This is a genomic window from Amycolatopsis sp. 2-15, assembly GCF_030285625.1.
GTDB lineage: Bacteria > Actinomycetota > Actinomycetes > Mycobacteriales > Pseudonocardiaceae > Amycolatopsis > Amycolatopsis carbonis.
In genome coordinates this window covers 5,720,583-5,742,298 of record NZ_CP127294.1, presented here as the reverse complement: position 1 = coordinate 5,742,298, position 21,716 = coordinate 5,720,583, and the positions used below count along the sequence as shown (strand labels likewise).

At 71.9% G+C, this 21,716-nt stretch carries 21 protein-coding genes and 2 pseudogenes; 13 read left to right on the top strand and 10 right to left on the bottom strand.

Annotated elements, in window-relative coordinates; all coding sequences use genetic code 11:
* Positions 1–83: 83 nt before the first annotated feature.
* Both QRX50_RS28365 and QRX50_RS28360 read right to left on the bottom strand, forming a co-directional pair.
* Positions 84–1,262 (bottom strand): LLM class flavin-dependent oxidoreductase, encoded by a 1,179-nt coding sequence (locus tag QRX50_RS28365; protein ID WP_285966199.1) that lies wholly within the window; start codon positions 1,260–1,262, stop codon positions 84–86.
* Positions 1,263–1,291: 29 nt separating this feature from the next.
* Positions 1,292–2,782, bottom strand: a complete 1,491-nt coding sequence (locus QRX50_RS28360) for an aldehyde dehydrogenase (protein ID WP_285966198.1) — start codon at positions 2,780–2,782, stop codon at positions 1,292–1,294.
* Between the two features lie 315 nt (positions 2,783–3,097).
* Here QRX50_RS28360 and QRX50_RS28355 point away from each other — a divergent pair, with 315 nt between their 5' ends.
* On the top strand, positions 3,098–4,105 hold the full coding sequence (locus QRX50_RS28355) for an AraC family transcriptional regulator (RefSeq protein WP_285966197.1): 1,008 nt from the start codon (positions 3,098–3,100) through the stop codon (positions 4,103–4,105).
* A 7-nt stretch (positions 4,106–4,112) separates the two neighbouring features.
* Here the strand turns inward: QRX50_RS28355 and QRX50_RS28350 are convergent, their stop codons facing one another.
* Positions 4,113–4,619, bottom strand: a complete 507-nt coding sequence (locus QRX50_RS28350) for a flavin reductase family protein (protein ID WP_285966196.1) — start codon at positions 4,617–4,619, stop codon at positions 4,113–4,115.
* Between the two features lie 161 nt (positions 4,620–4,780).
* Here QRX50_RS28350 and QRX50_RS28345 point away from each other — a divergent pair, with 161 nt between their 5' ends.
* The 6 genes from QRX50_RS28345 to QRX50_RS28320 all read left to right on the top strand — a co-directional run bounded on the left by QRX50_RS28345 (position 4,781) and on the right by QRX50_RS28320 (position 10,180).
* Entirely contained in the window at positions 4,781–5,998 is a 1,218-nt protein-coding gene (locus QRX50_RS28345; protein WP_285966195.1) for a CaiB/BaiF CoA transferase family protein, read from the top strand.
* 21 nt (positions 5,999–6,019) lie between these two features.
* On the top strand, positions 6,020–6,916 hold the full coding sequence (locus tag QRX50_RS28340; protein ID WP_285966194.1) for a hydroxymethylglutaryl-CoA lyase: 897 nt from the start codon (positions 6,020–6,022) through the stop codon (positions 6,914–6,916).
* A 101-nt stretch (positions 6,917–7,017) separates the two neighbouring features.
* Positions 7,018–8,274 (top strand): bifunctional 3,4-dihydroxy-2-butanone-4-phosphate synthase/GTP cyclohydrolase II, encoded by a 1,257-nt coding sequence (locus tag QRX50_RS28335; protein ID WP_285966193.1) that lies wholly within the window; start codon positions 7,018–7,020, stop codon positions 8,272–8,274.
* A gap of 104 nt (positions 8,275–8,378) precedes the next feature.
* The gene (locus tag QRX50_RS28330; RefSeq protein WP_285974779.1) at positions 8,379–8,726 is read left to right on the top strand and encodes a hypothetical protein; all 348 of its coding nucleotides are present in this window, start codon (positions 8,379–8,381) and stop codon (positions 8,724–8,726) included.
* The gene (locus QRX50_RS28325) at positions 8,696–9,811 is read left to right on the top strand and encodes an alpha/beta hydrolase (protein ID WP_285974588.1); all 1,116 of its coding nucleotides are present in this window, start codon (positions 8,696–8,698) and stop codon (positions 9,809–9,811) included. Before QRX50_RS28330 ends, QRX50_RS28325 begins: the two co-directional genes overlap by 31 nt.
* Positions 9,812–9,946: 135 nt before the next feature.
* A complete protein-coding gene (locus tag QRX50_RS28320) occupies positions 9,947–10,180 on the top strand; it encodes a hypothetical protein (protein ID WP_285966192.1) in 234 nt (77 codons plus the stop codon).
* Here QRX50_RS28320 and QRX50_RS49745 read toward each other — a convergent pair.
* A pseudogene (locus QRX50_RS49745) lies at positions 10,167–10,262 on the bottom strand (hypothetical protein); the annotation flags it as partial. The gene QRX50_RS28320 and the pseudogene QRX50_RS49745 overlap by 14 nt on opposite strands.
* Positions 10,263–10,625: 363 nt before the next feature.
* On the bottom strand, positions 10,626–10,844 hold the full coding sequence (locus QRX50_RS28315; RefSeq protein ID WP_285966191.1) for a hypothetical protein: 219 nt from the start codon (positions 10,842–10,844) through the stop codon (positions 10,626–10,628).
* Positions 10,845–11,297: 453 nt separating this feature from the next.
* Between QRX50_RS28315 and QRX50_RS28310 the strand changes: the two genes are divergently transcribed.
* Together QRX50_RS28310 and QRX50_RS28305 are read left to right on the top strand one after the other, a co-directional pair.
* Positions 11,298–11,951 (top strand): GPR1/FUN34/YaaH family transporter, encoded by a 654-nt coding sequence (locus QRX50_RS28310; RefSeq protein WP_434533150.1) that lies wholly within the window; start codon positions 11,298–11,300, stop codon positions 11,949–11,951.
* A 101-nt stretch (positions 11,952–12,052) separates the two neighbouring features.
* On the top strand, positions 12,053–12,670 hold the full coding sequence (locus QRX50_RS28305) for an RraA family protein (protein WP_285966190.1): 618 nt from the start codon (positions 12,053–12,055) through the stop codon (positions 12,668–12,670).
* A gap of 52 nt (positions 12,671–12,722) precedes the next feature.
* Here QRX50_RS28305 and QRX50_RS28300 read toward each other — a convergent pair whose 3' ends face one another.
* Positions 12,723–14,549 carry a pectate lyase-like domain-containing protein gene (locus tag QRX50_RS28300; protein WP_285966189.1) on the bottom strand — a complete coding sequence of 609 codons (1,827 nt, stop codon included), beginning with the start codon at positions 14,547–14,549 and terminating at the stop codon, positions 12,723–12,725.
* Between the two features lie 229 nt (positions 14,550–14,778).
* Between QRX50_RS28300 and QRX50_RS28295 the strand changes: the two genes are divergently transcribed.
* Positions 14,779–15,090 (top strand): hypothetical protein, encoded by a 312-nt coding sequence (locus tag QRX50_RS28295; RefSeq protein ID WP_285966188.1) that lies wholly within the window; start codon positions 14,779–14,781, stop codon positions 15,088–15,090.
* A gap of 16 nt (positions 15,091–15,106) precedes the next feature.
* Here QRX50_RS28295 and QRX50_RS28290 read toward each other — a convergent pair whose 3' ends face one another.
* Positions 15,107–16,267, bottom strand: coding sequence for a macrolide family glycosyltransferase (locus tag QRX50_RS28290; protein ID WP_285966187.1), 1,161 nt, complete (start codon positions 16,265–16,267; stop codon positions 15,107–15,109).
* Positions 16,268–17,151: 884 nt separating this feature from the next.
* Between QRX50_RS28290 and QRX50_RS28285 the strand changes: the two genes are divergently transcribed.
* The 3 genes from QRX50_RS28285 (at position 17,152) to QRX50_RS28275 (ending at position 20,094) form a co-directional block, all read left to right on the top strand.
* On the top strand, positions 17,152–18,387 hold the full coding sequence (locus QRX50_RS28285) for an alpha/beta fold hydrolase (RefSeq protein WP_285966186.1): 1,236 nt from the start codon (positions 17,152–17,154) through the stop codon (positions 18,385–18,387).
* A gap of 256 nt (positions 18,388–18,643) precedes the next feature.
* The gene (locus QRX50_RS28280) at positions 18,644–19,501 is read left to right on the top strand and encodes a hypothetical protein (protein ID WP_285966185.1); all 858 of its coding nucleotides are present in this window, start codon (positions 18,644–18,646) and stop codon (positions 19,499–19,501) included.
* Positions 19,498–20,094 carry a class F sortase gene (locus QRX50_RS28275; protein ID WP_285966184.1) on the top strand — a complete coding sequence of 199 codons (597 nt, stop codon included), beginning with the start codon at positions 19,498–19,500 and terminating at the stop codon, positions 20,092–20,094. Before QRX50_RS28280 ends, QRX50_RS28275 begins: the two co-directional genes overlap by 4 nt.
* A 1-nt stretch (position 20,095) precedes the next feature.
* Here QRX50_RS28275 and crcB (QRX50_RS28270) read toward each other — a convergent pair whose 3' ends face one another.
* The 3 genes and pseudogenes from crcB (QRX50_RS28270) to QRX50_RS28260 form a co-directional block, all read right to left on the bottom strand.
* A complete protein-coding gene (crcB, locus tag QRX50_RS28270) occupies positions 20,096–20,461 on the bottom strand; it encodes a fluoride efflux transporter CrcB (protein WP_285966183.1) in 366 nt (121 codons plus the stop codon).
* Complete coding sequence (gene crcB, locus QRX50_RS28265) at positions 20,458–20,925, bottom strand: fluoride efflux transporter CrcB (protein WP_353074000.1); 468 nt, start codon at positions 20,923–20,925, stop codon at positions 20,458–20,460. Before crcB (QRX50_RS28265) ends, crcB (QRX50_RS28270) begins: the two co-directional genes overlap by 4 nt.
* Before the next feature lie 120 nt (positions 20,926–21,045).
* Positions 21,046–21,716: pseudogene (locus QRX50_RS28260) on the bottom strand (enoyl-CoA hydratase/isomerase family protein).

The following is a 21,716-nucleotide window of genomic DNA, read 5'->3' as shown; positions in this document are numbered from 1 at the left end:
CGCCGCTTTTCGCAAGCCCGGGAAGGCGTTCGGCTCCGGACGGGTCGGCCACCCGCCCGGAGCCGCAGGTCCGGCCGCCGCACTCAGTGGCGCAGACCCGCCTGCTTCAGCAGCGGCATCACGTTGTCGCCGAAGTACTTCAGCTCCTCGTTGTAGTCGATGAGACCGAAGATCATGCCTTCCATCCCGGCCTCGTTGAGCGCGCCGAGCTCCTCGGTGACCTGCTCCGGAGTTCCCACGATCGGGTAACCGCCCCAGCCGGCGATGAACCGCTCCTGCATCTCCTTCACCGCGTGGTCGAACGACTGGCTCGCGCCCGACCCGGCGATCTTGATGACGTTGCCGGCAGCACCCCAGTCGCCTTCGTCCACGACCTGCTGGAAGGCGCGCTTGGCCTCCTCCTCGGTGTCGCGGCAGACGACGAGCCCGTAGGTCATCACCTTGATGTCGCGCTGGTAGTCGTCGCGGGCCTTGGCCTTGACCTTCGCGGTGTAGGCCTTGATGTTCTCCAGCGTGTCGAGCGAGGCGAAGTTGATGTCCACGTTGCGCGCGGAGAACTCGATGCCCGCGGGCGAGTTGCCCGCGTTGAGCAACGCCGGGCGCGGGCCCTGGTGCGGCTTCGGGTAGGCCTCGACGTCGTTGCCCTGGAAGTACTTCGAGGCGACGTCGAACGAGCCGGGCTCGGTCCACAGCCGGATGGCGTAGTCGATCCACTCCTGGCCGAACGCGTAGCGCTCGTCGTGCTGGCGCTGCTCGCCGCCGAACATCTCCATCTCCGGCGGCACCCAGCCCATCACCAGGTTGAGCGCGAAGCGCCCGCCCGAGATGTGGTCGATCGTGGTGGCGGCCTTCGCCGCGACGATCGGGTGCACCGTCGGCAGGTGCGAGGTCGACGCGATGGCGATCCGCTCCGTCGCCTCGGCCAGGCCGGCGGCCCAGGCGTAGGTCTCGAAGCAGTTGCCGTTGAAGTTCGTCGAACCGCCGAAGCCCTTCCAGCGCGCGACCGGCACGAGCACGTCGAAGCCGAGGCCGTCGGCGCGCTGCGCGATCTCGCGCGTGTGCTCCCAGGTGATCTTGTAGGTGCTCGGGGCGTGGCTCATGATCAGCCCGTAGGAGCAGTTGGTGCCGAACAGGCCCAGCTTCATCTTCTGGTCGCCGAACAGCGGGTTCGTCTCGGCCCGGTCCACCAGCGGCCGGGTCTCGTCGGCCGGGCGCGGGTCGGTCGGGGCGAGGCCGAGGCGTTCGTTGGCGGTCATCGTCATGGGGGTCTCCTTCGCGGAAATGGGGTGGCTCAGCCGAGCTGGAACGGGTCGCGGGTGCCGCCGGTGAGCTCGACGAACACGGACTTGTTCTCCGTGTACTCGTTGATCGCGTCGGCGCCGTTCTCCCGGCCGATGCCGCTGGCGCCGTAGCCGCCGAAGGGCATGTTCGGGGCGATCACGCGGTAGGCGTTGATCCACACAGTTCCGGCGCGCAGCTTCGCGGCGACTCGGTGGGCACGGTGCACGTCCTTCGTCCAGACCGCGCCGGCCAGGCCGTAGGGCGTGTCGTTGGCGAGCTTGAGTGCCTCGTCCTCGTCGTGGAACGGGTAGACGGCCAGCACCGGGCCGAACACCTCCTCGCGGACGATGGTGTTCTCCGCCGTCACGCCCGTGACCACGGTCGGCTTCACGAACAGGCCACCGCGAGCGGCGTCGGGCTCACCACCGCAGGCGAACGTCGCGCCCTCCGCGGCCGCGCCCTGCAGGTAACCGAGCACCTTCTCGTACTGCGGCCGGTTGGCGACCGGGCCCATCTCCGTTTCCGCGGCCGTCGGGTCGCCGAGCTTGATGGCGTTGGCCCGCGCGACGACCTTCTCGACCAGCGCGTCGTGGACGTCGGCGTGCACGATCAGGCGCGAGCCCGCCATGCAGGTCTGCCCGGTGGCCGCGAACACGCCCGCGACCAGGCCGTTGGCGGCGGCGTCGAGGTCGGCGTCGGCGAACACGACCTGCGGCGACTTCCCGCCCAGCTCCAGCGTCACGCGGTTGAAGTTCGCCACGGCGGCCTGCGCGACCTTGGCGCCGGTCGCCGACGAGCCGGTGAACGCGACCTTGTCGATGCCCGGGTGCTTCGCCAGGGCCTCGCCGGTGGAGCGGTCCCAGCCGGTGACGACGTTGAGCACGCCCGCGGGAAGCCCCGCCTCGTGCAGCACCTCGGCGAACGCGACGGTGGAGGCCGGCGCGTGCTCCGACGGCTTGACCACCATCGTGCAGCCCGCGGCGAGCGCGGGGGCGAGCTTGAAAGTGAGCAGCAGCAGCGGCGAGTTCCACGGCGTGATGGCGCCGACCACGCCGACCGGTTCCCGCCGGGTGTAGCCGAAGTAGTTCGGGTTGACCGGCGGGACCGTGCGGCCCTCGATCTTGTCGGCCAGGCCGGAAAAGTAGTAGTACCACTGGGGCAGGCTGTTGAGCTGGCCCAGCATCTCGCGCAGCAGCTTGCCCGAGTCGTTGACCTCCAGCCGGGCAAGGCGCTCGGCGTTGGCGGCGATCGCGTCGCCGCAGCGGCGGATGATCGCGGCGCGCTGGAAGCCGGTCATCGCGCCCCACTCGCCCTCGAACGCCGCCCGGGCCGACGCGACGGCCTCGTCGACGTCCTCGAGACCGCCGTCCGCGAGCCGGGCCCACGGCTTGCCGGCGTAGGGGTTCTGCGACTCGAAGGTCCGGCCCGAGCGGGCATCGACGGACTTGCCGTGGATGAAGAGCTTGAGTTCCTCCAGCGGTGGCGCTGAGGTGGTCGTCATCGACCTCTCCTTCGTTGCAGGGGGCTGGCGCCTGGGGATGCCGGGAAACGCTAGGGATCGGCGACGGCCCGCCGATATCCCCGGACGGCAGCCTCGGATCCGCTCAGCGCGAAGGTGCGCGTCCCACCCGGCGAGACGAGAAGCACACGCGGCCGGGCAGTGCTGCACTCAGCGGATAGCGCCACGCGCTTTCGGGCTAGTAGGGGGCCGCGGCGACCACCTAGTGTCGAGCTGGCCCGGAGCACCGGCCTCACCGCTCGAGGCCGCCGGAGAAGAACCGACACTGAGCAGAAAGACGACACAAGGAGGTGTCGGATGGCTGCCCGTCCCGAGGGCGTCCCGGCCGAGGCGCCGCTGTCGCGCTACCGGGTGCTCGGCACCCGCTCGCTCGAAGAGGCCCGCGACGCGGTCACCAGGATCTACCTGGACCACGACCTCACGGTGCCCGGCAACGAGCTCGACATGACGTTGAACTCGACCGCCGACCGGATGTTCACCGTCGGTTACCTCAGCTACCAGTCGTGCGCGAAGCTCGTGATGCCGCCGACCGAGGACTGCTACCACGTCAACCTCACCATCGCCGGCCGCACGGACGCCGACCGCACCGACGGGCGCCGCGCCACCACGCGGGCGCGCACCAGCGGCGTCGTGCTGCTGCCCGACCAGGTCAACACCGTGCGCTGGTCACCGGACGCGGCGCAGCTCATCCTCAAGATCGGCCGCCGGACGCTGGAGACCCACCTCGGCGAGCACCTCAACCGCCCCGTCGACGAGGTGCTCGACTTCGACTTCGGCATCGACTTCACCACGCCCGCCGGCAGCACCCTGCTCTCGTCGGTGGAGTTCCTCGCCCGTGAGCTCGAACGCCCCGGCGGCCTCGCCGACATGCCGATCGCGCGCGAGCAGCTCGAAGCGTTCGTGATGACGCAGCTGCTGCACGCCGGGCGCCACCAGTACGCCGACGACCTCGCCGCGCCCGACGACCCCGTGCGCCAGAGCCGCCTCGGCCCGGTGATCGAGTACATGGAGGCCCACGCCGACGAGCCGCTCACCCCGCAGGAGCTGGCGAAGGTCGGCTGCATGAGCGTGCGCACGCTGCACGCCACGTTCCAGCAAGTCCTGGGCGAGTCACCGATGAACCACCTGCGCCGGATCCGCCTCGACCACGTGCGCGCCGAGCTGCTGCGCAGCGACCCGGCCCTCACGCGCGTCACGGACATCGCGCTGCGCTGGGGTTTCTTCCACCAGAGCCGCTTCGCGCAGCAGTACCGGGAACGCTTCGGTGAGCTGCCGCGCGAGACGCTGCGGGCCGTGTCGGCCTGAGCCGGGATCAGTTCTTCGCGCTGATCCCGTACGCCCCGCGGTGGAACAACAGCGGCGCCCGCGAAGGATTCGCACCCAGCGCGTGCACGCGGGCGGCGACCATCGTGTGGTCCCCGCCCGCGTATTCGTGTTCCAGCGTGCAGTCGATCCACGCGGCGACGCCGTCGAGCACGGGCGCGCCGGACGGGGCCGGGCGCCATTCGACACCGGCGTACTTGTCCGTGCCCGAGCGGGCGAACGCGGTGCTCAGCTCGGCGTGGTCTTCAGCGAGGACGTTGACGCAGAAGCGCCCGACGGCGCGAATCTTCGGCCAGCTCGTGGACGAGCGGGCCGGCGCGAACGACACCAGCGGCGGGTCGAGGGAGAGCGAGCTGAACGACTGGCAGGTGAACCCGGCGGGGCCGCCCGGCGCCAGCGCCGTGACGACCACGACGCCGGAGGCGAAGTGCCCGAGAACCTCGCGCATGTGCGTGGGCTCGACCTGCGGCGGCTCGGTGCGTGTCCGGTTGTCCATGCGCCGCAACGGTAAGAGCAGTTCGCCGCCGGCACCATCCGCCAACCGCGGGCGAATAGCCGCGGCGCGCGGACCGGAATCCCCCGGCGGCGCACAGGACGGATAGTCCGCCACCGCGATCGGATATCTCGCCGCGCACCCGCGTTCCTACGGTGTGCGTCGTGTCTGCCACCGACCTCCCCGCCGGCGCGCTCGCCGGGATCCGCGTCCTCGAGCTCGGCACGCTCATCGCCGGCCCGTTCTGCGGCCGGCTGCTCGCCGACCACGGCGCGGACGTGATCAAGCTCGAAGCCCCCGACCGGCCCGATCCACTGCGCGTGTGGGGCCAGGCCGAGCTCGACGGGCACCACTTCTTCTGGACCGTCCACGCCCGCAACAAGCGGTGCGTCACGCTCGATCTGCGCCGTGCGCAAGGCCGCGAGCTGTTCCTGCGCCTGGCCGACACGGCCGACGTCGTGGTCGAGAGCTTCCGCCCCGGCACGCTCGAACGCTGGGGTCTCGGCTTCGACGTGCTCGCCGAACGCAACCCCGGGCTGATCCTCGCCCGCGTCTCCGGCTACGGGCAGACCGGCCCGCACGCCGAGCGGCCCGGCTACGCGTCGGTGGCCGAGGCGATCGGCGGAATGCGCTACCTCAACGGCTTCCCGGGCGGCCCGCCGCCACGCGCGGCACTGTCGCTGGGTGACTCGCTCGGCGGGATGTTCGCCGCGCAGGGCGTGCTCGCGGCCCTGCACGCGCGCGGGACGAGCGGGCGCGGCCAGATCGTCGACGTCGCGCTGGCCGAGGCGTGCCTGGCGATGCTCGAGTCCGTGATCCCCGACTACGACGCCACCGGGCTGGTGCGCGAACCGTCGGGCACCCGCCTCGACGGGCTCGCGCCCTCGAACCTCTACCGCTGTGCCGACGAACGCTGGATCGTCATCGCCGCCAACCAGGACACGGTGTTCGCGCGGCTGTGCACGGCGATGGGCCGCGAGGACCTCACGACCGACGCGCGATTCGCGACCCACGTGGCGCGCGGGCGCAACCAGGACCAAATCGACGCGCTCGTCGGCGAATGGGCCGCGCGCCACGATTCCGCCACGCTCACGTCGATCCTCGAAACCGCCGGTGTGGTCGTCGGCCCGGTCGCCACCGTCGCCGACGTGGTGGCCAACCCGCAGTTCCAGGCACGCGAAATGCTGCTGCCGCACTTCGACGACGCGATCGGCAAAGAGGTGCTGGGGCCTGGCGTGATGCCGGTGCTGAGTGGCACGCCGGGTTCGGTGCGCTGGGCCGGTCCCGCGCAGCCGGGCACGCACAACGCGGAGGTCTACACCGGACTGCTCGGCCTCACCGGCGCCGAGCTGGCCGAGCTCTCCGAAGCCGGAATCGTCTGAGAGGCAACGATGGTCTTCTCCGTGAACTTGCGCGAAGTCGGGCTGCGCGACGGTCTTCAGCTCGAAGCGCCGATCCCGCTCGCCGCCAAGCTGGACATCCTCGACGCCGTGGCCGCCACGGGCGTGCGGCGCGTGGAGGTGACGTCGTTCGTCTCCCCCGCCGCCGTGCCCGCGCTCGCCGACGCCGAGCAGCTCGCGGCCGAGCTCGGCCGCTGGCCGGACCTCGCGTTCTCCGCGCTGGTGGCCGGCCGCGGCGGGGCGCGCCGGGCCGTGGCCGCCGGCATGGCCGACCTCGAGTACGTGATCTCCGCGTCCGACGGGCACAGCCTCGCCAACGCGCGCCGGACCACGGACGAGGCCGTCGCCGCGGTGCCGGACATCGCGAAGCTCGCGCACGACTCCGGCGGGCGGCTGGAGGCGATCCTCGCCGTGGCGTGGGACTGTCCTTTCGACGGGCGCACGGCGGTGAGCCGCATCGTGGACCTCGCGCGGCGGGCCGTCGACCTCGGCGCGGACGAGCTGTGTTTCGGCGACACCATCGGCACCACCGTGCCCGGGCGGGTCACCGAGCTGCTGGGCCGGGTGCGCGAGGCGTGCCCGGACGTCGAGCTCGGCGTGCACTTCCACAACACCCGCGGCTCCGGGCTCGCGTGCGTGCTCGCCGCGCTGCAGGCCGGGATCACGAAGATCGACGCGTCGGCCGGCGGGCTCGGCGGCTGCCCGTTCGCGCCCGGCGCGAGCGGGAACATCGCCACCGAGGAGGTGGTGTACCTGCTCGAAGAGTCCGGTGTGGACACCGGCGTCGACCTCGGCAAGGTGCTCGAAGCCGCCGCGGTGGTGGAACGCGCCGTGGGACACGAGCTGCCCAGCAACCTCTTCCGCGCGGGCGGGCCGAACCGGCCCCGCGGGCGCGGCTGAAGGATACGCACAACGGCCATTCCGCTGCGGGTTACGGCTATTCCGGCCGCCGCGGTCCTCGTACCCTCACGCCCACGACCCCGACCTTCCAGGAGCCGACGATGACCCAGCCCACCACCCCGGCCGGCCTGCCCTCGACGCTGGCGGTGCAGCGCGCGGTCGCGGCGCTCGCGGCGGGCCGGATGATCGTGGTGACGGACGCGGCCGACCGGGAGAACGAGGGTGATCTGGTCCTGCCCGCCGCCGTCGCCGACGCGGAGCGGCTCGCGTTCGTCGTGCGCCACACCACCGGCATCGTGTGCGCGCCGATGACCGCCGAGCGTGCCGACGCGCTGCGCCTGCCCCCGATGGTCGAGGACAACACCGACGCCCACGGCACCGCGTTCACCGTCACCGTCGACCACGTCGGCAGCGGCACTGGGGTGTCGGCTGAGGACCGGGCCAAGACGTTGCGCGCGCTCGCCGCGCCGGGCACCCGCGCCGGCGAGCTGCGCCGGCCCGGGCACGTGTTCCCGTTGCGCGCCAGGGAAGGCGGGGTGCTCGTGCGCGCCGGGCACACCGAGGCGGCCGTCGACCTGCTGCGCCTGGCCGGGCAGGAACCGGTGGGCGTGATCGGCGAGATCGTCGCCGAGGACGGCTCGATGTGCCGCGGCGAACGGCTCACGCGGTTCGCGGCCGAGCACGACCTGCCGGTGCTCGCGATCGCCGACCTCGTGCGCTACCGGCGGGCCACGGAACGGTTCGTGGAGCACGTCGCCACCTCCGCCATGCCCACCGTCTTCGGCGACTTCCGCGCCGTCGCCTACCGTTCCACCACCGACGGCACCGAGCACCTCGCCCTCGTCCACGGCGACGCGGCCGCCGCGAGCCGCAGCCCGCGCGGCGCCCTCGTGCGCGTGCACAGCGAATGCCTCACGGGCGACATCATCGGCTCCCTGCGCTGCGACTGCGGCGCGCAGCTCGAACAGGCTCTGCGCGCCATCGCCGCCGAGGGCGCGGGTGCCGTGGTCTACCTGCGCGGCCACGAGGGCCGCGGCATCGGGCTGGCGCACAAGATCCGCGCCTACGCCCTGCAGGAGACCGGCCTCGACACCGTCGACGCCAACACCACCCAGGGCCTGCCGGTCGACTCCCGCTCCTACGGCGTCGGCGCCCAGATCCTCGCCGACCTCGGCGTCACCCGCCTGCGCCTGATCACCAACAACCCCGCCAAATACGGCGGCCTCGACGGTTACGGCCTCGAGATCGTCGACCGCGTCGGCCTGCCCGCCGCCGCGACGGCGCACAACCTGCGCTACCTGCGGACCAAGCAGCAGCGCCTCGGCCACACCCTCGACGTCGACGAGAGCACCGGCTGAGCCGTTACCGAACCAGTACGCGCCGCGGACAGCCCGCGCATGCGCGCCCGGCACCGTCGGTCCCGACGAAGATAGACGGTGCACTCTGCGGGAAGGCGGACGACGTGGCCAAGGGTGCGGCCGTGGTGCTGGCGATTCTGGCGGTGCCGTTCACAACGGCGGTGGCGCCGCCACCGGCGCACGGCCTGCAGTGGCGGCAATGCGCGAAGATCGCCGAAGGCTGGGCGATCGGCGAAGCGAGCGAGTGCGCGACGGTCCGCGTACCGCTGGACTACCGGCAGCCCGGCGGCCGGCAGCTCACGATCGCCGTCAGCCGGGTCCGCGCGGGCAATCCGGCGCACCGGCAAGGCGTGGTGCTCGTCAACCCGGGCGGCCCCGGCGAGCAGGCACGACCTTCCCTGACGAGCTCACGCGGACGGAGCTGGCCGGCCTCGGCCGCACGCACGACCTGATCGGGTTCGACATCCGCGGTTCGGATTACAGCGAGAAGATCCTCTGCCCGGAGCTGGATCCGGCGAACGTGCCACGCCCGCCCGCCACCGACACCGCCGAGCAGCGCTTCAAGGACCAGGCGAACACCGTCGCCGGCCGGCTGCGCACGTGTGCCGGGAAGGGCCCCGATCTGGCGCGGTCGATGACCACGGCGAACGTCGCCCGCGACATGGACGTGATCCGCCAGGCGCTGGGCGAGGAGAAGATCGGCTACTTCGGCAACTCGTGGGGCACGGCGCTCGGCACCGCCTACCGCACCCAATTCGGCGAGCACGTCGACCGGATGCTGCTGGACTGCGTGCTCGCGCCGGGCGAGGCCGTCGCGCGGTCCGACGACCAGACCGCCGCCGCCGCCGAGGCGCACTTCGACGACGTCACGCGCTGGCTCGCCGAGCGCGACGCGACGTACGGGTTCGGCAGCACCGCCCCGGCCGTCACGCAGGCGCTTCTCGCGCTGCGGAGCCGGCTCGCGGCCCAGCCCCTGGCGGACCGCGACGACCACTGGGCCAACCGGCAATTGCTCGCCCCGCGCGCCGACTGGGCGACGGCCCGCGCAAGCGCTCGCCGCCGCCCGGGACGGGAAGGTGCCGACGACCACGGCACCGCCCGCGGAAGCACCGGTCGGCAACGGGTCGACGTCGGCTACCGGGACGGCGAGATCGGGTTCGTCCTGGCCGCCGTGAACTGCAACGACTCCCCCGGCGCCCGCGATATCGACCAGGCGTGGGCACACGGGCTCGAGCTCGCCGCCCGGTACCCGGTGGCCGCCTACGAACCGGGTGGCGACGCGCGGTGCGCCGGCTGGCCGTTCGCGCCGCAACCCACCAACCTCGCGCGCGGCTCCGGCCCGTTGCAGCTCGTCGGCCACGAGTGCGAGACCAACACCCCGTTCCCGTGGGCCCGCGAGATGCAGGCGAAGGTCGGCGCCGCGCTCCTGACCGTGGCCGACGACGTGCACTCGTCGTTCGCGCACCTCCCGTGCGCCGACGAGGCCGTCGAGTTCTTCGGCACCGGGGCGACGTCGAACGGAACCTGTTCCGGATAGTCCTTTGTGGACCTGCTCCGGGGTACCCACGACGTGGAGTGGCCGGGCCCTCGGGCGGACTTCGATCATGGTCACCGAGGGTTCCACCACGACCACGAGCAGTCGCATGATATCGGTATCGGTCTGCCCAGCCAGGTGCGTGAGGTCGACGCGACGGTGATCCCGGCGTGGGCGGCGAAGGCGGAGGAAGCCGGGTTCTCGACGCTCGGCACCGTCGGGCGCATCGCCTACCCGGCAGTGCTCGACACCGTCGCGCCGGCCGCGGCCGCGGGTGCCACGCGCACGATCGGGCGTTCGGCGGGTAGATGTCCACCAGCAGCGAGCGCAGCGCGCCGACGCTCGTGCGCAGCCGCCCCGCGGCGTCGGTGATGACCTCGGCGCGGCGGACCTCGTCCGGGTCGCGGAGCCTGGCCGCGTCGAGGCTGAACGTGAGCCCGGACAGGTCCTGCACGATCCCGTCGTGCAGGTCGAGCGCGATCCCGCCGGCGCTCGGCGTCGGAGGCGTCCACGGCGTGCTGCGGTCGCGCTCCCACTGCGAGCGCCGCACGCGCCGCGCCGGCGACCACGCGAACGGCACCTGCACGACCTCCGGCACCAGCGGGCGCCCGTCGGCCGCGCGGGATCCCGACGTAGACCTCCAGCAGCTTCCCGAACGACGTCTCGAGCCGGTTCTCCGGCCGCGTCAGGTCGCGGACCTCCGACACGCTCCCCTGCACCCGCAGCGCCTCGGCCTCCTGGCCGGTGAGCGGGTAGCGCTCGCCGATGAGCGCGGACGCGTCGGAGTACAGGACCGTGCCGTCGGCGGCCCAGACCTTCACCCCCACCAGCGAGCCAGCACGTAACGCCGGATGGCCGCGTCGAACGCGGTCAGCGCGGCCGGGTCGCGGTTCACCACGGCCGCGTCGAGCCGCGGTTCGACCACGCCGCGGGCCGAGACGGACGTGGTCTGCACCGCCGGCTGGGTGGCCTGCGCCGTGCCCGCTTCGCGCGCGAGGTAGGCGATGGGCCCGGCCAGGGCCGCGAGCACGACCACCCCGGCGATCGTGAACCGGGCGAGCAGCCCGGCCGTGGACGGCTCCGCTCCGGTGACATGCGAGCACGGTATCGGCCCGGGCGCCCGGTTCGGACCTGTCCGACCGGGCTACGACCTCCCGGGTCGAGCGGGGCGGGAACCGGCTCCCCGGCCGGAGCACTCCGGCGGTCACCCTGCGTGACATTTCGCCGGATCCACTCGGCGTAGCCGGAGCTAGGCCGTTTCGTGGCCGAGTCGTTGCTCCGCGTGAAGCGCCGCGCGCCGGCGTTCGCCGGGGCTTGTGAAGGCGATCACTGCAGCGTAGGGGCCGGATGTGGGCGGTGTGCCCCGGTTTCCACCTGGTCGGCGGCGTCTCTTAATGAGACTCCCGCCCTCCGGGGACAGGCGTATACCGAGCGATGTGCCACCGCGACGACCAGGCACATTCCGGATGCCCGACCAGGGAGCCCGCACATGACCACCCTCGATGCCAGTGCCGAAAGTGTCCCCCGAGTACCTGCTCAGCACACTGCGGAGGCCGCACCCGAAGCGGCCCCGGCTGCCGACCCGATGATGGTCGGTCTGCCCAGTTTCATCGTCGGATCCGTCGCGCTGGGGCTCGTCCTCATCGGCTACGTACCCGCGACCGCCGTCGGCGCGTCACTCGCCGTCATCATCGCCGCGACCGGCCTCGGCCTGCTCATCGCAGCGGTCTGGGCCGCCGCCGTGGGCCAGAGCGCGGTGGCGGGCGTGTTCGCCATCTTCTCCGGGTTCTGGCTGAGCTACGCGCTGCTCGTGCTCGGCCTGACCCACAACTGGTTCGGGATCGACGCGACAGCAGCCGTCGACACGCAGGGGTTGTTCCTCATCTCCTGGCTCGTCATCGTCGGCATGCTGACGCTCGCGACCCTGCGCTTGCCGGTGGCCTACACCCTGCTGTTCGCCCTCATCGAGGTCGCGCTCGTGCTCGTGCTGGTCGGCACGCTGCAGGGTTCGGCCGGCATCCTCCAGGTCGGCGGGTACGTCGTGCTCGTGTTCGCCGCCGTCGGTGTGTACCTGTTCTTCAACTCGGCCTCGACGGCCACGGGCGGGTCCGCGCTCCCGCTCGGCCCGCCGATCATGCACTGAGCGAACTGCGTCACACGTGCCCCGGAGTCCGCGACTCCGGGGCACTTTCCTGCGACGATCGCGGTCTCGTCCACGGGACACCAAGACGTGACAGGAGGACCATGCCCGACGGATTCCGCGACATCCCGACCACTACCCTCGCCGATCTGCTGAGCCGCGACCAGGTGATGGACATCGGCGTGCGCCCGCTGTGGGGCCCGGTGCCGCGCGTCGCCGGCCCGGCCTACACCGTCCAGTGCCCGGCGGGCGACAACCTGATGCTGCACGCGGCCATCCACCGCGCGCCGGCCGGCTCGATCGTCGTGGTGGAGTCCGGCGACCTGGACTACGCGCTGGCGGGCGGCAACGTCTGCGCCGTGGCGCAGCGAAACGGGATCGCGGCGTTCGTGCTGGACGGCGTTATCCGCGACCTCGCCGAGGTGCGCGAGCTGGGGTTCCCCGTGTTCGCCCGCGGCCTGATCCCGATCCCCGGCACGAAGGCGGCCGTCGCACCGCTGGGTGAGCCCGTGAGCTGCGGCGGGGTCACCGTGCACGCCGGTGACATCGTGACCGCCGACGAGGAGGGCGTCGTGGTCACGCCGGCCGCCGACGCGGAACGGATCCTCCTGGCCGCGCAGGCCCGGCTCGCCAAGGAGGAGGCGCAGACGCTCGACGAATGGGACGCCGACCACGAGGCCCGGATCGACGCGATCCTCAAGGAGCGCGGGTTCGAAGGCTGAGGGTCCCGCGCCGCGACCGTCGAGTGTGGACGGTCGCGGCGCGGGTTTCCGGTTACGGGTACGACTTCAGCATCGCCAGCCCGGTGACGGCGTCCGACGGGCCACCCGTGTCGTTGACGACGTGGGCGATGGTGCCCTGGCCACCGCCGAGTGAGAACGTGATCATGCTGTGGAACCGCACCCCCGGCCGCTTCGGGGCGGCGATGGCGCGGTCGGACACGATCGTGCGGTCCTCGGCGAAGATGCAGTAGCTGCCCAGGCCCCACGCTTCGTGTGTGCGGACGTGGTCGCCCACCGCGTAGGCGGGGAAACCGCGGTGGGTCCCGTCCATCCACGCGGCCTGGTTCGGCGGGTCGTAGGGCATCTCGTTCTGGAAGAAGTAGGTGCGCCCGCCCTCGCCGTTCCACTGCACCTGGGCCTTCTGGTGGTGCTCGACGAACAGGCCGTAGGCGCTCACGCCCGAGCCGTTCACGACCAGGCCGACGTCGGAGGTGTTGGCGTCCCAGCCGACGCCCGCGCCGTGGTCGGCTCGCCACAGCCACATGTTGTCGATGACCACGTCGGCGCTGTTGACGACCACGCACCGCTTGGCCTTGCCCACGCCGGCACCGCCGACGCGCACGAACACGTCGTGCATCGAGCTCGGGTTGCGCGCGTGGCCGCGGCGCGACCCGTCGGGCCCGAAGCGGATCAGCGGGTCGGACGCGACCGGTCCCGCGTCCACGAGCAGGCCGGCGACGCGCACGCCGTCCACGTCGGCGACGTCCAGCGCGGTGACGCCGTCGTCCGGGATCAGGGTGGCGTAACCGAGACCGAGCACGACGGTGTTCGCGCGCGTGACCGTGAGCGGTTCGTCGACGTGGTAGATGCCCGGGGTGAGCAGCAGGTGCTTGCCCTGCGCAAGGGCGGCGTTGAGGTCAGCGGCGGACTCCGCCGGCTTGGCGATGTGGAACGCGTCGAGGGGCAGCGAGGTGCCCTCGGGCTTGCGCGCTTCCCAGCTGGTGGCCTCCGCGTCGGTGCGGACGGCGGGCACGAACACCTGGTAGGCGCCTGCGCCGTCCACGTACAGGAACGGCTTCTCGCAGATCACCGGCGTGCGCTCGATCGACGTGTACGGCGGGGTCGGAAACGAGGTCGCGGGCGCGCCGGGCGACCCGACGAACACGAAGTTCCAGTTCGAGCCCACCCACGAGCCGACCACGGAGTTGCGCGTCAGCCATTGCTGCTGGGTGCCGGAGTTGACCTGGCCGGTGAGCTGGCAGTCGGCGATGAACCCGCCGCTGGAGTAGCCGCCGTCGGACAGCTTGAGGTCGCCGAGCAGGTAGATGCGGCGGTAGTAGGTGGCCTGCGAGACGGCCCAGGTGTCGACGCCGCTCTTCGGGACGGCGTTGAGGTTCTCGGCGCCGCGCCAGAAGTTCACGAGCGTGCCGTTGCCGTGCGCGTCGCCCTCGACGCCGAGTGAGCCGGTGATGCTGGCGCCACTGGGCTGCAGGCCGAGGCCGGCGACCTGGGTGTAGTAGCCGAGCTTGACGTCGACGGAGTAGGAGCCGGGTTTGAACAGCAGCGCGTAGCGGCCCTGGCCGAACTGGCTGCCGCGCTGCTGGGCGTATATGGCGTCGAGGGTGGCCTGGATGTTCGCGGTGCCGGAGTCGAAGACGTGGACGTTGGGGCCGAAGTCGGGCTGGCCGGCGGCGTGGGTGGCCGGGGGCGGGGCTTGTTTCGGGGTTTGCGTCGCGGGTGCGGCCGCGGCAGGGCTCGCGAGGGTGAGCGCGGACGTCGCCGCGAGGGCGGCGCCGGAGCCCAGCGCCAGGAAGCTTCTTCTCGCGAGTGTCTGGTCGGGGTGTTCGGACTGTGGTGACTGTGCTGGCCGTGCTGGCACTGGAGAGACCGTCCTTTCGACACGACACGACACGTGGCGGCGTGTGCGGGCCGAGGAATCCGTGCGGCACCGACATTTCCGAGCCGGGCTCGCCGGTGTCAAGGCGGCTGTCGGTGACCGGGACAGCCGAAAGTCCTGAACGCCCCGGCGGTGGCGGTACCGGGCAAAGGCGGCAGGTCGCGGAAACGGCTAGGGTCGGGGATGGGGACCGCGACGGCAGGAGAGCCACATGACCACGAACCAGCCCGGCGACCAGGAGCCGTTGGACGCCGAGATCGTCGAGAGCCCGGAGAGCTCCGACAGCCCCGGCGTTCCGGCGGCGGACCTGCCCGAGCCCGACTACAGCGAGGGCGGCGTGCCGTCGTTCGACTTCGTCCGCGACCGCATCGAGAACCGCTACAACACCTCGGTGGGCGCGCAGGAGCTCGCGGGCATCGGCGGGCCGGAGACGATCGAGTCGCTCGACAAGAAGATCGCCGACCGCGACAAGGCCGCGAAGGACAAGCTCGCCGAGATCCGCCGGTCGATGGGCAAGCAGTAACGTCCCTTGTGGACGGTCAGCCCAGCAGGTCCAGCACGGCCTCGGCCGCCGCGGTGGCGCCGCCGGCGGCGGTGATCTCCTTGGCCATGCGGGCCAGCCGGTCTTGCACGCCGGGGTCGCCGGCGACGCGCAGCACCGTCTCGCGTACGAGCTCCGGAGTGAGGGCCCCGGAGTCGAGCACCTCGCCGAGGCCGAGCTCCTGGACGCGGCGGGCGTTGAGGGCCTGTTCGGGCACCCGGGGCAGCGTCACCAGCGGCACGGCCCGCGAGAGCGCCTCCATGATCGAGTTCATGCCGGCGTGGGAGACGAACGCGCTCGCGTGACCCAGCACCGCCTGCTGCGGCACCGACGGCAGCGCCTCGACGTTCGGCGGCAGCTCGCCCAGCAGCGCGGGATCCGTGCGGCCGAGCGACATCACCACGTGCCACTCCGTGCCGGCGAACGCCTGCGCGCACGCGCGGAACACATCCGGCCGGTCGGTGAACGCCGTACCCAGCGACACGAGCAGCACCGGCTTCCCGGCCGGCGGCGCCCACTCCCCGGCCCGCACCGTCGGGCCCACGAACCGGTAGGTCTCGTCGAAGGTCTCCGCCGCGATCTGGAACGCGGCCGGCACGAACACCAGCGTCAACGGCACCGACGGCGCCGCCATCGGCACCAACGGCGCGGGCACGCCCTGCTGCGCGGAGAACTCGTGCAGGTGCGTCGCGAACCGGATCAGCGCCTCGTTGTCCGGCCGGAAATCGGGCGGCAGCAGCTCCGCCAGCGGCAGGTGCTCGTTCACGGCCATACTCGCCACCAGCGCCACCGCCGGCACCCCCAGCCGATGCGCAACCGCCGCGGCGACGGGCGCCACGGTCGCGTCGAAGCACACCACGTCGGCATCCCGGACTTTCTCCACGAGCGCGTCGATCTCGGGCGCCGCCGCCTCCAGCAACCCGTCCAGCAGGTCCACGAAACTCGTGGTGCTGAACGTCTCCCGCGACAACGCCGTCGGATCCAACGTCCACGGCAACCGCACCGCCTCCGCCCCGGCCCCCTCGATGGCCGCCGCGTGCGCCGGCCCACTCGCGAACGTCACCCTGTGCCCGCGCCCCACCAACTCCGCCACGAGCGGCAACGCCGGGTTGACATGCCCCGCCGCAGGCGCGGCGACGAAGAACAGGTGCTTGCGCACAGGTGGTATCCCCTCGCAGTCCGGACAAGATCACCGTAGCCGCGCCCGGGAGCCTTCCAGCCGGATACTGTCCGTTCGACCACCACGCACCACCCGGATCGACACCCTGTTCGGCGGGTGGGCCGGGCTGAGTGGACCACTCGCGGCGCCGGGTCGGGCGCGAGCGGACTGTTCGCGGCGCCCTATCGCGTACGAACCGCGCACTCGCGCCCCGCGGACCCCGCGACCGGACCGTTCGCGCCACGGCAGCAGAGCGAGCCAACCACTGGCGCACCGGGTGGAGAGCGAGCGGACCCCTCGCGGCGCCGAGCCCGCACGAACCGCCCACTCGCACACAAGTGGCCCAGCCCCACGACCGGACCGTTCGCGCGGCCGCAGCAGGGCGAACGGACCACTTGCGAACCGGCAGCAGCGCGAGCGGACCACTCGCAGCGCCGAGCCCGCACGAACTTCCCACTCGCGCGCCGGCGAAGCCCGTGACCGGACCGTTCGCGCCGCGGCAGCAAAGCGAACGGGCCCCGGGCCCGATGCGCCCCCGGCAGTCCGGTCGCCGCCTGGGCTTCGTCCCGATCGGTCCCGCGGAGCCGACGTTGCTGTGCGAACGGCGTGGTCGCACACCGCGGCCCACCGACCGGACCGTTCGTGCCGCCGCGGTAGCGCGATCGGACCGTTCGTGCGGGCCTGGGTGGCGCGACCGGACCGTTCGCACCACCCAGGCCGAGCGAGCGGACCGCTGGCGCCGCCGAGCCGAGCGACCGGACCGTTCGCACCACCGAAGCCCCGCGACCGGACCAATCGTGCCGCCCCGGCCCACCGAAGCCAGGTGGAGGAGCCCACCGAAAACCACCCCGCGCAACCGACCCCGGCGTGATTTGATCGACCCCATGCCTACCTCCGTGCGTGTCCCCGGTCTGGTTCTCACCGAGCACGAGTTCGAAGTCCCCCTCGACCACGGCAGGCCCGAGGGCGAGCGGATCACCGTGTTCGCGCGGGAGGTCGCGGAGCCGGGGAGCGGAGAGGAGCGGCCGTTCCTCGTGTTCCTGCAGGGTGGGCCCGGGCATGAGGCGCCGCGGCCGGCGGGTGGGGCCGCGGCGTGGCTGGGGCGGGCGCTGCGGGACTACCGGGTGCTGCTGCTGGACCAGCGGGGCACCGGCAATTCCACCCCCGTCGGCACGTTGCCGGGGCGCACGCCGGCCGAGCATGCCGACTATCTGGCGCACTTCCGCGCCGACTCGATCGTGCGGGACGCGGAGCTGATCCGGCAGCGGCTGGGCGTGGAGCGGTGGAGCGTGCTGGGCCAGTCGTTCGGCGGGTTCACCTCGCTCGCCTACCTCTCGCAAGCGCCGGAGGGCCTGCGGGAGGCGTACTTCACCGGCGGCCTGCCACCCGTCGGACGCCACCCCGACGAGGTGTACAAGGCGACGTACGCGACGCTGCTGGAGCGCAACCGCCGCTACTACCGGCGTTACCCCGCCGACCGTGAGCGCGTGCGGAAGCTGCACGCGCGCCTCGACGCCGGTGAGCTCGCGCTGCCCGACGGCACGCCGCTCACCTCCGGGCTGTTCCGCCAGCTCGGCCACGTCCTCGGCTCGAGCGAGGGCGCGGAGACGCTGCACTACCTGCTGGAGCGCGACCCCGGCTCCCCCGCCTTCGCCCACGACGTCGCGGCGACGCTGCCGTTCTCGGCGCGCAACCCGCTCTACGCGGTGATCCACGAGGCCTGCTACGCCGACGGCCACGCCACCCGCTGGTCCGCCGAGCGCACGCGCCCGGCCGAGTACGACGACGACGTCACGCTCTTCACCGGCGAGCACGTCTTCCCCTCGGTGTTCACCGACCTGCCCGGTCTCGCCCCACTGCGCGAAGCGGCCGAGCTGCTCGCCGAGCGCGAGTGGCCGCGCCTCTACGACGCCGACGCGCTGCGAAGCTGTGAAGTGCCGTGCGCGGCCGCGATCTACGCCGAGGACGCATACGTGGACCGCCGGTTCTCAGAAGAGACCGCCGGGCTGATCCCGACGATGCGCCCGTGGATCACGAACGAGTACGAGCACAACGGCCTGCGCGTGGCGGGCGAGCACGTGCTCGGCCGGCTGATCGACCTCGTCCGCGGCCGCGCCTGAAGATCGAAAAGAAGTGCCGGATAGCTCACGGGAATGGTGGGCGTGTTACGATCGGTTCCGTTATCACGCCCGCCGGTTTCGTTATCAGGTCGTTTCCCGAGGCCACATCAGAGCAATTCTATCGGCCCGGGAAAGCGGAACGTTACAGAATTCGATCGTGGTTTTTTCCACCCGGGAATCATTTCCCTTCGACGCTTTTCTGCGGCAGAATCCCGCCATTGCCCAACGTCGGGCACTGTCGCAGCAGGGAGTCGCCGTGAAGAAACCGCTGGGCCGTCTCGCAGGTGCCGTGCTCGCCGGCGTCGCCCTCACGCTCGCGTCCGCGCCGGCCGCCTTCGCGCAGGACGACCCCACCACGCCGGTCGAGACCACGGCGACGTCCGAGTCGACGGACTCGCCGGCACCGACCACATCGGACTCCGGCACCTCCGAGACCCCGACGAGCGACTCGAGCACCCCGACGTCCATCACTCCGCCGAGCACCACCGGTGACATCGAGACGCCTGCCGACCCCGAGGTGCAGACCACCGAGGGCCGCGCCCCGGCCGCCGCGAAGCCCCGCACGGCCGAAGACGCCAAAGACTCCGAAGACGACCAAAACTCCGACGAGAACACCGAAAGCACCGCCCCCGCCGACCCGTACACCGACAACGCCGGCCACGGCTTCGTCGGCCTCGGCGGTGAGGGCGTGCTGGTGATCGCCTGCGCGTCCGGCGCGCCGGGGAACGTCGCCACCGCCGGCCTGACCGTCACCGCCGGCCCGGACCAGGACGGCGCCGACGGCCGCTACTGGAACTACGACGTGCGCGTGGTCGACGGGTTCAACGGCACCACCACGCCGTTCAGCTGGACCTGCGACGGCCAGGAAGGCCACGGCGACGTGACCTTCGAACAGGTCACACCGCCCACTTCGGACACCAGCGAACCCCCGGCCACCAGCGAAACCCCGAGCAGCACCGGCAGCAACCCGAGCACCTCGGCGTCCACTTCGGACACCACAAAGGCCGCACCCGGCCCCGTCGTCACCCGCCCGGCGGTCCAGGTCCGCTACGCACCCCAGGGCGGCGTCGAGACCGGCTTCGGCGGCACCGCGGTTCTGGTTCTGAGCCGATGAACCGAACCAAGCTCATCGCGACGGCGGCCTCGGCGCTGGCCGTCACCGCCGTGCTGACCGGCTGCAGCTCGTCGCCCGCCCCGGCACCGGCCGCCGAGGCCAAGCCGGTCCCGAGCAGCGTCCCCGTCACGAAACCGTTCAAAGGCCTGCGCCCGACGTCGGTCAGCATTCCGAAGATCGGCGCGCAATCCAGCCTGGTGTCCGTCGCGGTCAACCTCGAAGGCAAGATCTCCGTGCCCTCGGTGAAAACGCCGATGCAGGCGGCGTGGTACCGCCTCTCCCCCGTGCCCGGTGAAGTCGGCCCCGCGATCGTCCTCGGCCACGTGGACGGCGACAAAAAGCCGGGCATCTTCTACAAGCTCAAGGACCTCGCCCCCGGCGACGAGGTGGACATCGACCGCAGCGACGGCAAGAAGCTGAAGTTCACCGTCGACCACCTCACGCAGGTCCCCAAGGACCAGTTCCCCCAGGACGCCGTCTACGGCAACAGCACCAAACCCGAACTGCGGCTGATCACCTGCGGCGGCGTGTTCGACCACGCCGAGCACAGCTACGAGGACAACATAGTCGTCTACGCCAACCTCGCCTCGTAGCTCAGACGAGCGAGCCGACCACCGCATACCCGAGCGCAGCCGCGCCGACACCGGCGGCCACGCTCAGCACCACATTGGCCACCGCGAGACCGTACGCCCGCCGTTCGAGCAGGCGTACGGTCTCGTAGCCGAAAGTGCTGTATGTCGTCAGCGCCCCGCAGAACCCCGTGCCCACCAGAATCGACACGGTGCCTGGCAACGTCGACCCGGCGCCGGCGAGCGAGCCCAGCACCAAGGACCCCACCAGGTTGACCGTGAAGGTGCCCCACGGAAACCCGCCGTGGTGGTGCGCCTGCACGAAACGATCGGTGAGGTAACGCAGCGGCGCCCCGACCACCGCGCCGACGAACACGAGCAGCACCGTCACGACTCGACCGTCCTTTCCGGACGGACGAACGCCCTTCGCGCGAGCGCCATCCCGGCCACCACCGCGACCAGCGCCGCCACGAGTGTGCCCGCGAGATAGCCGAACGCGAGCCCGACCGTGCCCGGCCGCAGCAACCCGTGGATCTCGACGACGTAGGTCGAGAACGTGGTGTAGCCGCCCAGGATCCCGACCCCGAGGAACGGCCGCACCAGCCGGTGCGCGGTCCACGCCTCGGTGACCGCGACCATGAGCACGCCGATGAGGAAGCAGCCGGTGACGTTGATCAGGAACGTCGCCAGCGGGAAGTGCCCGGGCGTGGTGGGGAGCAGCTGGGCGAGGCCGTAGCGCGCGAGCGCGCCGAGGCCGCCGCCGAGGGCGACCACGGCGAGGACCGGCGCGTTGTCCCGCACTGCCGTTCGGCGCCACAGCGGCGTCCGCGGGGAAGACCCAGGTGATTCGGGCACAGACGTCTCCTACTCCACGCGGGCATGCTAGCGCCCTCGGTTCGAGTAGGGACTGTCGGCAGCGAGCGCTGCAGTTGTCCGGAAACCGGAGCGGCGAGTCCCACCGCCGCGCAGGCCAGTCTATCGGACCAGATCCGTCGGCGTGCGCAGGGCCGTCAACGCGGGCGCGAACATCGTGGACTTGATCGCCCCGAGCGTGCCGCGGTCCTTGCCCGCCAGCGGCGCGACGACCTCGGTCGCCGTGCTGACCAACGCCGTCTCGTCGGCCGTCGCGTCGACCAGGCCCAGCTCCCGGGCCTGCGGGCCGCCGAAGCGGCGCGCGGTGGTCATCGACGCGACCGCCGTGGCCGGGGGAGCTTGGCCTGGATCAGGGCGGACATGCCGGGCGTGAACGGGATGTTGATGTCGGCCTCGGGGAAGCAGAAGAACCCGCGGTCGGTGCGCATCACGCGGAAGTCGTGGGCCATCGCCAGCATCGCGCCGGCCCCGAACGCATGCCCGTTCACCGCCGCGACGGTCGGCACCGGCAGCGCGAGCACGCGGGCGAGCAGCTCGTGGACGTCGGTGACGTACTTGCCGGCCTCGTCGCCGTGGGTGGTCAGCCACTCGAGATCGAGGCCGTTGGAGTAGAACTTCCCGCTGCCCGTGGTCACGAGCGCGGCGGGCGCCGAGCCGGCCGTCACGGTGTCGAGATGGGTGTTCACCTCTTCCAGCCACGCGGGTGAGAACCGGTTCTCGTCGGCGCCGAAGTCGAGGACGGAGACAGCTTTCTGGCGGGTCAGTGCGGGCAT

What these genes read in the sequence shown, in the direction of transcription:
- QRX50_RS28335 (WP_285966193.1), top strand. Translation starts at nt 7,018, where the DNA reads ATGACCCAGCCCACCACCCCGGCCGGCCTGCCCTCGACGCTGGCGGTG.
- QRX50_RS28350 (WP_285966196.1), bottom strand. Translation starts at nt 4,619, where the DNA reads ATGGACAACCGGACACGCACCGAGCCGCCGCAGGTCGAGCCCACGCAC.
- QRX50_RS28305 (WP_285966190.1), top strand. Translation starts at nt 12,053, where the DNA reads ATGCCCGACGGATTCCGCGACATCCCGACCACTACCCTCGCCGATCTG.
- QRX50_RS28360 (WP_285966198.1), bottom strand. Translation starts at nt 2,782, where the DNA reads ATGACGACCACCTCAGCGCCACCGCTGGAGGAACTCAAGCTCTTCATC.
- QRX50_RS28275 (WP_285966184.1), top strand. Translation starts at nt 19,498, where the DNA reads ATGAACCGAACCAAGCTCATCGCGACGGCGGCCTCGGCGCTGGCCGTC.
- QRX50_RS28365 (WP_285966199.1), bottom strand. Translation starts at nt 1,262, where the DNA reads ATGACGATGACCGCCAACGAACGCCTCGGCCTCGCCCCGACCGACCCG.
- QRX50_RS28310 (WP_434533150.1), top strand. Translation starts at nt 11,298, where the DNA reads ATGACCACCCTCGATGCCAGTGCCGAAAGTGTCCCCCGAGTACCTGCT.
- QRX50_RS28285 (WP_285966186.1), top strand. Translation starts at nt 17,152, where the DNA reads ATGCCTACCTCCGTGCGTGTCCCCGGTCTGGTTCTCACCGAGCACGAG.
- QRX50_RS28355 (WP_285966197.1), top strand. Translation starts at nt 3,098, where the DNA reads ATGGCTGCCCGTCCCGAGGGCGTCCCGGCCGAGGCGCCGCTGTCGCGC.
- QRX50_RS28295 (WP_285966188.1), top strand. Translation starts at nt 14,779, where the DNA reads ATGACCACGAACCAGCCCGGCGACCAGGAGCCGTTGGACGCCGAGATC.